The organism is Serratia silvae (assembly GCF_023282985.1).
GTDB lineage: Bacteria > Pseudomonadota > Gammaproteobacteria > Enterobacterales > Enterobacteriaceae > Chania > Chania silvae.
In genome coordinates this window covers 73,816-85,985 of the sequence record NZ_JAGQDC010000005.1, presented here as the reverse complement: position 1 = coordinate 85,985, position 12,170 = coordinate 73,816, and the positions used below count along the sequence as shown (strand labels likewise).

Genomic DNA, 12,170 nt, shown 5'->3' with positions numbered 1-12,170 from the left:
TAGACTGCAGGTGGGTGCTCTGGATCTTTCCGTCTTATGGGCACCCTTCTTTATCCTGCGGCGATAAGACCTGCGGGTAATGGATCAGATCGTGGATGCGAACCGGCTCTGTGCTGACATTATGATAGGCATGTGGGCAGTCTGCCTGGAAGCGCATGGCTTCGCCGCTGGCAAGACTGTGCCATTCGCCGTTAATCGCCAGCTCCAACTGACCACTGATGACAATGACATGTTCAATCACGCCCGGCTCATGAGCCGAGGATTCACTGAGCGCGCCAGGAGCCAAGTCGATCACAAACATATCAAAACCCAGTTGGCGGTCGAACGGGAAAAGCGGCACCACACGCATGTCAGCATTGTCTTGATTGAAGATTGGTAACTCGCCATAACGATGCAGCATAGCCGCCGGTTGCAACGGCGCCGTTTCCAGAAAAGCGGAGAAAGCCACGTTAAACCCGGTAGCAATTTTCCATAAAGTCGCCACCGTTGGGCTGGACTCGCCCCGTTCGATCTGCCCCAGCATCGCCTTGCTGACGCCCGTATTTTCGGCAGCCTGATTAAGGCTCCAACCGCGCTGCGAACGTAATAACTTCAGCGTTTGCGCCAAATGGCTGGCAAGATCCTGCATAGCTGTTCTCCTGATAAACCTGCAGCGATTATAGCCCCTTGTGCGCTATAACGCACAATGCTATGCTCCGTCAATTCGTACGTTATAACGCACACTGACTCGGGAGCGGTTATGCGCCCTGCACTCTCATTACGTGATATGTCCTTTTCTGCCATCGTCGCCGGTTTTGTGGCGGTACTGGTAGGTTACACCAGTTCTGCGGCAATTATCTTCCAGGCCGCTGCGGCTGCAGGGGCCAGCCCGATACAAATTGGCGGCTGGCTGAGCATGCTTGGTCTAGGCATGGGTATCACCTCGTTGGGGCTTTCGCTCTATTACCGTACGCCAATCCTTACCGCCTGGTCGACGCCCGGCGCAGCATTGCTGGTCACCAGTTTGCCCGGTACCCCGCTCAATGAGGCCATCGGGGTGTTTATTTTCGCCAGTGGGCTGATCCTGCTGTGTGGTGTCACCGGCCTGTTTGCCAAGTTGATGAACCATATCCCGCAGGCCATTTCGGCAGCGATGCTGGCCGGAATATTACTCCGCTTCGGGTTGGACGCCTTTGCCTCCTTGCAGATCAATTTTTCACTCAGCGCCGGTATGTGCCTGGTATATCTGTTCACTCGCCGCTATCTGCCGCGTTACGGGATTGTTCTGACGCTGCTTGCTGGGCTGATCATTGCGGCGTTACAGGGTAACATTCATTTCACCCAACAAACATTGTCCTTTGCCAAGCCGGAATTTATCGCTCCACACTTCACGCTGTCGACGTTGCTGGGCATAGGTATTCCTTTCTTTGTCGTGACGATGGCCTCGCAGAACGCACCTGGCATCGCCACTCTCAAGGCTGGCGGGTATGACGTACCCACTTCACCACTAATCAGCTGGACGGCCCTGACGGCTCTGGTGCTGGCCCCCTTTGGCGGCTTCACGGTGTGTATTGCAGCCATCACCGCCGCCATCTGTATGGGGCCGGACGTTCATCCCGATCCCAAGCGCCGCTATATGGCCGCCGTGGCTGCCGGTGGTTTTTATCTGTTAGCGGGGGTGTTCGGCGGTACCATCGGCATGCTGTTCAACGCACTGCCGGCAACCTTGATCCATACTATCGCCGGGCTGGCCTTATTAGGCACCATTGCCGGTAGTTTGCAGCGAGCGCTCCAGGATGATAAACAGCGGGATGCCGCGGTGATCACCTTTCTGATCACCGCCTCCGGGTTGACTTTGTTAAACGTGGGGGCTGCGTTCTGGGGGCTGATTGGCGGCGTGCTGGCTTACGCTATTTTCTCATTACCACGGCGCAACATGCCTTGAATCCCGCTATTGGCTCTCAACGGTTGGCAGGATAAATCCGCCATCTCCCTGCGGCAGCGCGATACCCAAGGCACGCGCTGCCAGTTCTGCCACGCGGAAATCGATATCCGCTTGCTCACCATCTTCCAAAAACCAGGCCGCGGAAAGCCCCGCCCAGGCCAGGATCCACTGTAGAAGACGGCAACGTTCCAATCCAGCCCGCGAGCAAACCTGTTCAACGCGACGATGGAAGGTATCGGGATCGGTGGCGACACCGTAATTGGGGTTGCAGAAGATATTGGCGTAATCAAAACCGCGCTCGCCATACAAACGTTTGGGATCAATCACTAACCAGCCGCGTTCGGCAAAATCCAGCACGTTGTCATGGTGGATATCCCCATGCAGCACCCCTTGCTCCCGTGGGCTGATCAGCAATTCTGCCGCGGCGGTGGCACTCAAACGCAGTATGCCTCCGTGAACCTGCGCTGCGGGCCATAAAGCATTAAACCACTGATGCAAGGGGATCAGATCGGGATAAGGTTCATCCCGTGGCGCGTGCAATCGGGCAATGACCTGACACAAAATATCAGTTGCACGTTGGTCTTCGCCATTACGTACCAGCTGTGCCAATGACAAAGTCCCCATCGCCCTTTCCAGCAAAATACCGTCATCATGCCAGGCCAGTACCCGCGCAGCCCCCTCTCCGCGCCACCAGCACATCAGCAGACCGCCAAATTTTTCTTCCTGTTCGCGGGCAATTTTCAGCATTGCGGGCATCATTTGATAGCGTACCGGCATCAACAGGCTGCTATGGGTTTCAAACGCTTGTCCGTCTGGCTCAAGTTGCCAACGTTGCAGATAAGGAATAAATGCCTGGTTGATCACCCTTATGTACCCTTATTGCCTAAATGACTGTCTGGGATGATAGTATTACCCAGCAGCATCCTGCAAAACTTTCGGCTGCACGCGCTGATGAGTGCGTGCTCTTCACGTCCATGAGGAAAATTGCGCGTGACCACTTCCTGGTCGATAACCAGATTCTCCACCACCATCCGTTTGATACGCTCACCGTACAAGCTGGGTTCTTGGAAGCGGGCAATATGACGCTCACGAATTTCGCCTTTACCTCGTACCTCGGGCAAGCAGCGTATCCGGATGCTGGTAATACAGTGCATCGTCCGCCCAGCAGGCCATAAAAACGTCGATATCACGGGCATTGTAGGCATCAAGCTGCTGTTGGACGATCTCTTCTGGGCGTACTGTTTTGCTGTTCATCGTAATCCCCTGCATAACGTTGAATCCGAGGTTAAAGCTCGACGATTTCATCAACCTGATGGTGAAACACGTAAGGATCGGAGATCAACGCGAAGGCTTCATCATCCGGATAAGTTACCGCCACCTGATAGGCTTCACCGGCGAAACATTTGATGGCCTCCCGCGATGTCCAATAGGTTGCCAGAAAGAAATGCGCATAGTCTCCCTGCACCTCTTGCCTGACAAAAGCTCCACGGTTGCCCGCAATTCCTTTAGCATGCTTGACGCCTGTGACATGTAAATGATCGGCAAATCCTTGCCGATGTTTTAGCGGCACGCAGCCGTGCCAGGTTCTAACAATCATCGCCACCCACTGAATATAAAATCGGAAATAGTGAATAAATAACCTATCATGTTTTTGGCCGATTTCAATCCGTCAGCGCATGATTTTTAAACCGATGCAGAAAGTGACATAACAGCCATTATCCGCTATGACGCAGTCGGGAATAATCTGCTAATTTATCAACTGGACTGATTGATGATGAGTGACTATGCAGCAAAAGCCTGTTTTGCATGAAGCCAGACAGTTGAAACGCCTTAACGCCGCAACGCGGCGGCAGTCGCACATGTATAAGTGGATTGCCCTGGTGGCGGCACTGGATGCGTTGTTGGTGTTTTATTATGACCGGGATATGCGTAATGTTTCATTTTCAACCCTGGTGGCCCTGGTTTGCGGCTATCTATGGATCCGCGATCGCAATAAAGCGCGCGGCTATCGTCGTGAGTACGACAACAAATACGGCAACTCTCGCAAAGAGTAATCCCGCCTCACTTTCAGCCTATTGATAAGGATCAATTTGTGCATTCTCCAACCGTCTCCCCAGAGCTGTTACAACCCTTCTCTCCATTTCAGGCATTAGCCCAAGAGTTGCTACCACTGACGCTAGAGGGCGATGATGGCTCGCATGATGTGGCCCACCTGCACCGCGTGTGGAAAAATAGTCGCCAAATCAGCCATGATGAAGGGGGAGACCAACAAATTCTGTGTGCCGCCGTGTTGCTGCATGACTGCGTTGCGATAGAGAAAAACGCCCCTCAGCGCCATCTGGCTTCCCGCATGGCGGCAGAAAAAGCCAGCATCGCGCTGGCAACCCTTGGTTGGTCTAATGAGGATATCAACAAGACTGCGCACGCGATCGAGGCCCACAGCTTTTCTGCCGCTATTCCCCCGCAAACGCTGGAAGCCAAAATACTGCAGGATGCCGACAGGCTGGATGCGATTGGCATGATCGGCGTTGCCCGCTGCTTCTACATCGGTGGCCGCATGCGTAGCGCTCTATACGATGCCGCCGACCCGCTGGCGCAACAGCGCCAGTATGATGACAAGCGATTCACTCTGGATCACTTCGAAACCAAGCTGTTCAAACTACAGGAAGGATTTCAGACTGCGGCAGGCCGAAGGATGGCGGCATTACGCACCGAACGCATGCGCCGCTTTCTCAGCGAGCTGCTGGAAGAAGTTTGATAAGCGCATTGATAACGACACAACAATATCTTTGCCATAAATGCTGTACACTGAAAGTCAACTTCACAACACAGGTTGCCAAAATGAAGAGACTAACGCTGAAAGAGATGACAGAAAGCGAACAACGTGAAGTAAAGACCGATCTGGACAGAGCAAGCAAAAACCTCGAGCGCCAGTTGACCAACTCCGAACATAATAGAATTAAAGACGAAGCCATCGATCGCATTATGGCCGCACGTGAAAAGATTGCCAAAGCGACCCGCGCAGAACGCAAAGCCAACCGGGCGCAACCAACAGGTGCCACCTTCAGTTGGACTGCCTCCATCAGCACGCGCCCACATCGTTGATCACAGACCCCGCTTCGGCGGGGTCTGTTTTTGATAAGCCAGACTCATCTGCACCCAACTATTATTAATATCCCTATTATCATCTGGTTATCCATTGACAGCTAACCGTGACCTGTCCACTATCGGATGACATTCACAGGTTACGAGATCGCCATGTCCCCTTTCATCCAACAGGCCGCACCGCAGCAAACCGCGTTGACCGTGGGTGAGGCTTTGGCGCTTACTTCAAAGAAACAGCCGCTCATTTGACCGGGGCGCGCTGTCCCGTCAGATGAGCTGACTGGATGGTGTGCAACGCGATGCTCCTCTCTGGTTTTCTCATCTGACTCCTAGTCGGTCACGCAGCAGGAGTTTAACATGGCTTCATTTTCTGGTATTTGGGTCGCACTGGTTACCCCATTCAATGATGACGACGTCGATTTCCCGGCAGTCAAAAGGCTGGCTCAGCATTTAATCGCCAAAGGCGTCGCTGGCGTGGTGGTTTGTGGTTCAACCGGCGAAGCCGCGGCCCTGAGCAAAGAAGAACAGTTGGCGGTGCTGGATGCCGTTCTCGAGGTGGTGCCAGCCCGGCAGGTAGTCATGGGGCTTTCGGGTAATAACATGGTTAGCACCCTACAGATGCAGCAGGCCATTAACCAGCGCGATATCGCCGGGGTGCTGATCCCCGCCCCGTATTATATTCGTCCTTCGCAGGCGGGCCTGGTGGAGTATTTTACCCGCCTTGCCGATGCCTCTCACGTGCCGGTGATTTTGTATAATGTGCCTTATCGCACCGGGGCAACCTTTGAGCTGGCAACGCTGCGGCAACTCGCCCGCCACCCGCAGATCAAAGCAATCAAAGATTGTGGCGGCAGCCCCGAGGCTACCATGGCGTTGATCCACGACGGCGAGATCGACGTGCTGACCGGCGAAGACCATCTGATCCTGACCACGCTATGTCTGGGTGGCAGTGGTGCGATTTCCGCTGCGGCACACCTGCACCCGGACCGCTTTGTTGCCTTGGTGGAGCAAGTGGCACAAGGCGATTTAGACGCCGCACGTAGCAATTTCTATACCCTGCTGCCAATGATCCAACAGATGTTCAGCTACCCGAACCCAGGCCCGGTAAAAGCCGCCCTGTCGCAGCAGGGGCTGATAAAAAACGAACTCCGCTCCCCAATGCAAACCGCGCCACAGGCATTGCAGCAGCAGATCACCGATTTACTGGCGCAGATGCCACAGCTCACTCTGGCGGAGTAATAAAATATTGTTGGCAAAACCGCTGTAATTTTTCTGGCCTAGGACTAGGATGGGGGGTTAAACCTGCCTGTCCTTCATCACCATCAAGGAGTTTTCGATGAAACTGTTCTATAAAGCCGGTGCCTGTTCCCTGTCTCCTCACATCGTGTTACGTGAGGCCGGGTTGGATTTCACCGCAGAGAAAGTCGATTTAGCACACAAGAAAACCGAAAGTGGTGCCGACTATCTGGCAATCAACCCTAAGGGACAAGTTCCAGCGTTGGTACTTGACGATGGCAGCCTGCTGACCGAAGGCGTGGCGATTGTGCAATACTTGGCGGATCGCGTACCGGATCGTAACCTGATCCCGGCCGCTGGCACCCTTTCACGCTATCATGCGATCGAATGGCTGAACTACGTGGCAACCGAGCTGCACAAAGGCTTCAGCCCGCTGTTTAACCCGAAGACGCCGGATGAATACAAAGCGATTGCCCGCGATAAGCTAGCCAGCCAGTTCAGCTACCTGGACTCGGTGCTGGAAAAACAGCATTATCTGTTGGGACAACGTTTCAGCGTGGCGGATGCGTACCTGTTCACCGTGTTGCGTTGGGCGAAAGCGTTACAATTTGATCTCAAGAAGCACACGCACCTGACGGCTTATTTTGATCGTGTCGCGGCTCGCCCGGCGGTGGCAGCTACGTTGAGTGCAGAAGGTCTATAAAGACTGAATAAAAGAAAGGGGCCACATTGGGCCCCTTAGACTGCTGACAAACTTTAACCGACCCGCCATATTGGGGCGCGCCCGCTCAGATTACTTCCAGTCAACCAGGCAGTAATGTTTTTTGCCGCGACGCAGCAGCGTGTAACGGCCGAACAGGCGATCGCTGTCGCTGAACAGATATTCCGGATTGGACTGCTTCTCGCCGTTGATGGTCACCGCGTTGGAACCGATCATGGTGCGAGCCTGCCCGCGTGAAGGAACCAGCTCTGCATTCACCAATGCCTGTTGCAGATCCGCATCGTTCTCCAGCTTGATGGATGGCATGCCGTCCTGTGCCAACTGCGCAAAGTCCGCCTCGGTCATTTCGTGCAGTGCACCAGAGAACAGGCTCTGGGTGATACGTTTCGCCGCGGCCAATCCTTCTGCACCATGCACCATACCGGTCACTTCTTCAGCCAGCACATACTGGGCGCGCGGTGCTTTGCCGCTGTTCTTGTCTTCTTCTTCCAGCGCATTAATCTCTTCAATGCTCAGGAAGGTGAAAAACTTCAGGAAACGATAAACGTCCGCATCCGCGGTGTTGATCCAGAACTGGTAGAATTTGTACGGACTGGTTTTTTCCGGGGCCAGCCATACCGCGCCGCCTTCGGTTTTACCAAACTTGGTACCGTCAGCCTTGGTAATCAACGGCACCGTCAGGCCGAACACCTGTTTCTGGTGCATGCGGCGAGTCAGGTCGATACCCGAGGTGATGTTGCCCCACTGGTCGGAACCCCCGATCTGCAGTTCCACCTGATGGCGGTTATACAGCTCTGAGAAGTCGTACCCTTGCAACAGGTTATAGGAAAACTCGGTGAAGGAGATCCCGGAATCATCACGGTTCAGACGCTGCTTAACCGCTTCCTTGTTGATCATCTGGTTTACCGAGAAGTGTTTACCGATGTCACGCAGGAAGGTCAGCACGTTCATGCCGCCAAACCAATCGTAGTTGTTGGCCGCAATGGCGCTGTTGCTGCCACAGTCGAAATCGAGGAACGGAGAAACCTGCTTGCGGATTTTCTCGACCCATTCGTTGACCGTTTCCGTGGTGTTGAGTTTGCGTTCGGCGGCTTTAAAGCTCGGGTCGCCGATCATACCGGTCGCGCCACCTACCAACGCTACCGGCGTATGGCCGGCCAGTTGGAAACGCTTCAGGCACAGCAGAGGCACCAGATGGCCCAAATGCAAGCTGTCAGCGGTCGGATCGAAGCCGCAATACAGTGCAATTGGCCCTTGCGCCAGTCGCTCTGCTAACGCTTCCTCGTCCGTCACTTGAGCCACCAGGCCCCGCTCTTGCAGTTGTTGAATCAGGTTGATGCTAGCCATCAATTTCTCCATGTATAAACGAATGCACCTTTGCCGGTACACGGCCTTCGCCCATTGGCGAAAATCATAAAATTCGGGGTAGCGCATAGAATAAAGCGCCAGCGGCATCAGTGCCAGCGCTTAAGGGGGATTTTCCGTCTATCAGGGTGCCAGTCGGTCAATTTTCCAGTCATTTCCTTCGCGTTGATACAGGAAACGGTCGTGCAACCGGTGTGCGCCCCCTTGCCAAAACTCAACGGAGTCAAACTTAACGCGGAAACCGCCCCAGAAACTGGGCAATGGCACTTCCCCTTGCTGAAATTTTTGCTTCAGTTCGAGGAACTTGCTTTCCAGGATGCCACGGGCAGAGATGCGCGTTGACTGTTGCGACACCCAAGCGCCGATCTGGCTGTCTTTGGGCCGACTGTTGAAATACTTCATCACTTCCAGCGTCGATAGCCGCTCGGCCTTGCCGAGGAACATCACCTGACGATCCAGCATATGCCACGGGAACAGCAGGCTGATATGCGGGTTTTGCGCCAGCTGTTGCGCTTTGCGGCTGCCAAGGTTGGTATAAAACACCAGGCCCTGATCATCAAAGTGCTTGAGCAGCACGATGCGCTGGAAAGGTTGCCCCTGTTCATCCACGGTAGCAACGCACATGGCGGTAGGATCGGCCAGACGCGCTTCACAAGCCTGTTTGAGCCAGCGTTCGAACAAATCCAGGGGGTTGGCGGTCAAATCGTTACGACGCAGCCCGCCACGGGTATATTCACGGCGCAGATCCGCCACATCAAACTCATTATTATCAGTCATCTGGGTTAGCAACCAAGCGGTAAATTCGTTGTCATATTCTGCGCCTGTAGCTGCAGGATCTCAATCATTCTGCTGCTACAAGGTAGGTTTATTGAGTCAGCACGCAGTCGCTCATGATCACTTTATCATCGCGCTCGACAAAAGCACTTTGCCCTTTCGACCAGAAGGTGTATTTACCGTCGCTGTATTTGGCACCAGACGCCGCCAGCACCTGTTTCAGCTTCAGCTGTTCACCGTCCATCAGAAAGCTGACCGTACTCTCTTCACCATTGAGATGCACGGTGAGCGGCGTCGTTCCGCATTGATAGTGCAGCGTTTCGCTCTTTTGCGGGATCACGTAGCTGCAACCTGCCAACACGAGAATCCCGGCAACCATCGCTATTTTTTTCATCAGGCGCTCCTTAAGATAGTAACCTTTCTTTATCCTAACAGAGCTAGCGGCGGCCCAATGACAAAACCGGATAAATCCCACCCAGCAGGGTTTCACAACAGGCACCGGTAACCGAAGGCAGATTACCCGGCAGACCGGAAATGGTCCGGAATGCCAGCCAGGCGAAGGCCAACGCCTCCATGTCATCCCCACTGACGCCAAAGTGATCGGTGGTAGCCACCTCGGTACCCGGTAGTAAAGCGGACATTCGCGCCATCAGCAGTGGATTACGGGCACCGCCGCCGCAGACCAGTAGCCGCTCACAGCCCCCAGCCAGCATCACCTGCTCGCTAATGGTGGTCGCGGTCAGCTCCACCAGCGTGCTCATCACATCCACTGGGGTTAACCCAGGTAACGTCGCCAGCTGTTTTTCCAACCAGCTGATATTGAAATATTCTCGACCGGTACTTTTCGGTGCCGGTAAGGCGAAATAAGGATCGGCCAACATCTGCTGCAATAACGGTAAGCATACGCGCCCTCCCATCGCCCAAAGGCCGTCTTTATCGTACGGTTGCGAGCGGTGGCGCCATACCCACGCATCCAGCAGCATATTCCCCGGCCCGGTATCAAAACCACGCACCGGTGCGCCTGGCAGTAACAATGACAGGTTGGCGATGCCGCCAATATTCAGCACCATACGGCGCTCAGTCGGGTGAGCTAATAAAGCCTGATGAAACGCGGGAACCAAGGGCGCCCCCTGGCCTCCATAGGCCATATCACGGCGGCGAAAATCCCCCACGGTGGTGATATTGGTCAACGCCGCTACCCGGTTATTGTCCCCAAGCTGCATCGAAAAGCGCGTCTCACCCTCCGGTTCATGCCACACCGTTTGGCCATGACAGCCAATGGCGGTGATTTCATGGGCCGGAATACCAGTCTGTTTTAACAGCCCCAGCACCGCTTCACCGAACAGCGTGCCCAACTGCGCATCCAACCGCCCTACGGCAGAAAGCGTGGTCTGCTGCCCTTGGCACATCCCCAGAATATCTTTTTTCAATTGGATCGGCATTGGATGGCTATAGCTTGCCTGTTGCGCCACCATACGTTCATCGATAGCGGCAAGCACCACGTCGATCCCATCCAGACTGGTGCCAGACATAACACCAATATAGCGGCCTGACTTCATTAGCAATATCCTTGCAACCGTTTTCACCCCGTAAATAGACCAGAATTGTGGGATTAACGCCATGAATTATGATGCCTTTTTTACGGCCTGTGAGCGATGTTGTTTATTTTATGCTGAGAATTGGTTACATATTCAACAATTCAGGGGGAGGGATAAAAGCACCGGTTATTTGCTTTCAGTTCTGTCATAAAGCTAAACCACCGTTTATTATTGGTTGAACAGAGAAAAGCTAAGCTGTATACAGAGACAGCTCATGGCCGATTCGGCCCTATTTGCTGTAATATTTATAGAACTTGGTTTGGGCCTACCTCCCAGATCTGGATTACCAACTGCAGGAGCTTTATATGATCAAGCGTCTTCTCGTTGTCGCTCTCGCCTCAGTCACACTGGCGGGTTGTGCAAACCAAACCGCGTCCGGTGATGTCTATTCCGCCTCTCAGGCCAAGCAGGTACAAACCGTGACCTTTGGGACCTTGGTATCCGTACGCCAAGTGCAAATTCAGGGCGATGAGGGCTCAAGCATGCTTGGCACTATCGGTGGCGCAGTCCTGGGTGGATTCCTGGGGAATACCATCGGTGGCGGCACTGGTCGTAGCCTGGCAACCGCAGCGGGCGCCGTAGCCGGCGGTGTGGTAGGCGACAGCGTCGGTAGCGCAGCTAGCCGTAGCAATGCTTGGGAGCTGGAAATCAAAACCGATAATAAAGAAAATATCGTGGTGGTTCAGAAAGCCGGGTCAACTAAATTCAGCCCGGGTCAGCGCGTTCGTATGGCGCAAAACGGCAGTACCGTTACCGTTTCTCCACTGTAACGTACTCGCCTGAATGCACAACCGGAGGCCCCTGGGCCTCCGGTTTTTGTTTGTTGCTGTGACTTAACTGAATAAAAAAGGCACTGGATTTATTGTTTTTCTTGCAGTTCGATGATGTTCTGTTCCAGTTTGCTAATCAGACCTACTAAAAGTTTTACTTCTTCTGCCGAGATACCACTAAGAATTTCACCTCTGGTCGACGTGATCACACTATCCACTTCGCGAATAATCGGCTCAGCCGCCTCGGTCAATTTGATGCGCTTGGCACGTCGATCGTTGGAGCAAGTGTGACGGGTGATCAACCCTTTATCTTCCAGCTGATCCAAGGTACGAACCAATGAAGGCTGCTCAATACCGATCGCTTTTGCCAATTGAATTTGCGACTGCTCAGGAGGTAACCGATTGATATTGTGCAATGTAACCCAATGCGTTTGTGTGAGCTCCAACGGCTTTAGCCGATGATCGATCAGCGCACGCCAAACACGAACTAATCGTGCTAAATCTGAACCTAACGTTGATTCCACTTCCCCCTCCTCATAGTTAGCATGCTAACATTAATCCTCAAAGTGTAGCCCATTTTGGTTAAATAACATTAAAAACACAAATGTATATAATCCAAATCGTAAAAATAAACACATTCTTATCAAGAATTGGTTATCCTCTATGCAAACATTCTT

General features: G+C 53.5%; 17 protein-coding genes. 7 read left to right on the top strand and 10 right to left on the bottom strand.

The genetic code is table 11. From position 1 onward, the window contains the following. Positions 1 to 34: 34 nt before the first annotated feature. A complete protein-coding gene (locus KAJ71_RS08470; RefSeq protein WP_248945310.1) occupies positions 35 to 628 on the bottom strand; it encodes a helix-turn-helix domain-containing protein in 594 nt (197 codons plus the stop codon). 111 nt (positions 629 to 739) lie between these two features. Here KAJ71_RS08470 and KAJ71_RS08465 point away from each other — a divergent pair, with 111 nt between their 5' ends. Beyond that, a complete protein-coding gene (locus KAJ71_RS08465) occupies positions 740 to 1,924 on the top strand; it encodes a benzoate/H(+) symporter BenE family transporter (RefSeq protein WP_248945309.1) in 1,185 nt (394 codons plus the stop codon). A 6-nt stretch (positions 1,925 to 1,930) separates the two neighbouring features. Here the strand turns inward: KAJ71_RS08465 and KAJ71_RS08460 are convergent, their stop codons facing one another. The 4 genes from KAJ71_RS08460 to KAJ71_RS08445 are packed head-to-tail and all read right to left on the bottom strand — an operon-like array spanning position 1,931 to position 3,521. After that, positions 1,931 to 2,785, bottom strand: coding sequence for an aminoglycoside phosphotransferase family protein (locus KAJ71_RS08460; RefSeq protein WP_248945458.1), 855 nt, complete (start codon positions 2,783 to 2,785; stop codon positions 1,931 to 1,933). Positions 2,786 to 2,790: 5 nt separating this feature from the next. Then, on the bottom strand, positions 2,791 to 3,045 hold the full coding sequence (locus KAJ71_RS08455; RefSeq protein ID WP_248945308.1) for a hypothetical protein: 255 nt from the start codon (positions 3,043 to 3,045) through the stop codon (positions 2,791 to 2,793). Then, positions 3,026 to 3,178: a hypothetical protein gene (locus KAJ71_RS08450; protein WP_248945307.1), complete on the bottom strand. Its 153-nt coding sequence runs from the start codon at positions 3,176 to 3,178 to the stop codon at positions 3,026 to 3,028. Before KAJ71_RS08450 ends, KAJ71_RS08455 begins: the two co-directional genes overlap by 20 nt. Before the next feature lie 31 nt (positions 3,179 to 3,209). Then, on the bottom strand, positions 3,210 to 3,521 hold the full coding sequence (locus KAJ71_RS08445) for a hypothetical protein (protein ID WP_248945306.1): 312 nt from the start codon (positions 3,519 to 3,521) through the stop codon (positions 3,210 to 3,212). Positions 3,522 to 3,708: 187 nt separating this feature from the next. On the opposite strand from KAJ71_RS08445, the gene KAJ71_RS08440 reads away from it, so the two are divergent. The 5 genes from KAJ71_RS08440 (at position 3,709) to gstA (ending at position 6,968) form a co-directional block, all read left to right on the top strand. Then, on the top strand, positions 3,709 to 3,978 hold the full coding sequence (locus KAJ71_RS08440; RefSeq protein ID WP_248945305.1) for a hypothetical protein: 270 nt from the start codon (positions 3,709 to 3,711) through the stop codon (positions 3,976 to 3,978). A gap of 38 nt (positions 3,979 to 4,016) precedes the next feature. After that, positions 4,017 to 4,682 carry an HD domain-containing protein gene (locus KAJ71_RS08435; protein ID WP_248945304.1) on the top strand — a complete coding sequence of 222 codons (666 nt, stop codon included), beginning with the start codon at positions 4,017 to 4,019 and terminating at the stop codon, positions 4,680 to 4,682. An 83-nt stretch (positions 4,683 to 4,765) separates the two neighbouring features. Then, positions 4,766 to 5,029, top strand: a complete 264-nt coding sequence (locus KAJ71_RS08430) for a YjbD family protein (RefSeq protein ID WP_024486509.1) — start codon at positions 4,766 to 4,768, stop codon at positions 5,027 to 5,029. A gap of 357 nt (positions 5,030 to 5,386) precedes the next feature. Further along, complete coding sequence (gene dapA, locus KAJ71_RS08425) at positions 5,387 to 6,268, top strand: 4-hydroxy-tetrahydrodipicolinate synthase (RefSeq protein ID WP_248945303.1); 882 nt, start codon at positions 5,387 to 5,389, stop codon at positions 6,266 to 6,268. Positions 6,269 to 6,365: 97 nt separating this feature from the next. Beyond that, the gene (gene gstA, locus KAJ71_RS08420) at positions 6,366 to 6,968 is read left to right on the top strand and encodes a glutathione transferase GstA (RefSeq protein WP_248945302.1); all 603 of its coding nucleotides are present in this window, start codon (positions 6,366 to 6,368) and stop codon (positions 6,966 to 6,968) included. Between the two features lie 90 nt (positions 6,969 to 7,058). Here the strand turns inward: gstA and tyrS are convergent, their stop codons facing one another. From tyrS to anmK, 4 genes are all read right to left on the bottom strand, one after another. Next, positions 7,059 to 8,333: a tyrosine--tRNA ligase gene (gene tyrS / locus KAJ71_RS08415; protein WP_248945301.1), complete on the bottom strand. Its 1,275-nt coding sequence runs from the start codon at positions 8,331 to 8,333 to the stop codon at positions 7,059 to 7,061. A 141-nt stretch (positions 8,334 to 8,474) separates the two neighbouring features. Further along, the gene (gene pdxH, locus KAJ71_RS08410) at positions 8,475 to 9,128 is read right to left on the bottom strand and encodes a pyridoxamine 5'-phosphate oxidase (RefSeq protein WP_248945300.1); all 654 of its coding nucleotides are present in this window, start codon (positions 9,126 to 9,128) and stop codon (positions 8,475 to 8,477) included. A gap of 88 nt (positions 9,129 to 9,216) precedes the next feature. After that, positions 9,217 to 9,519 carry an MliC family protein gene (locus KAJ71_RS08405; protein ID WP_248945299.1) on the bottom strand — a complete coding sequence of 101 codons (303 nt, stop codon included), beginning with the start codon at positions 9,517 to 9,519 and terminating at the stop codon, positions 9,217 to 9,219. Positions 9,520 to 9,562: 43 nt separating this feature from the next. Further along, complete coding sequence (gene anmK, locus KAJ71_RS08400) at positions 9,563 to 10,684, bottom strand: anhydro-N-acetylmuramic acid kinase (RefSeq protein WP_248945298.1); 1,122 nt, start codon at positions 10,682 to 10,684, stop codon at positions 9,563 to 9,565. 344 nt (positions 10,685 to 11,028) lie between these two features. Between anmK and KAJ71_RS08395 the strand changes: the two genes are divergently transcribed. Then, positions 11,029 to 11,493: an outer membrane lipoprotein gene (locus KAJ71_RS08395; protein WP_248945297.1), complete on the top strand. Its 465-nt coding sequence runs from the start codon at positions 11,029 to 11,031 to the stop codon at positions 11,491 to 11,493. 89 nt (positions 11,494 to 11,582) lie between these two features. Here KAJ71_RS08395 and slyA read toward each other — a convergent pair whose 3' ends face one another. Further along, the gene (gene slyA / locus KAJ71_RS08390) at positions 11,583 to 12,017 is read right to left on the bottom strand and encodes a transcriptional regulator SlyA (RefSeq protein WP_248945296.1); all 435 of its coding nucleotides are present in this window, start codon (positions 12,015 to 12,017) and stop codon (positions 11,583 to 11,585) included. Between the last annotated feature and the right edge of the window lie 153 nt (positions 12,018 to 12,170).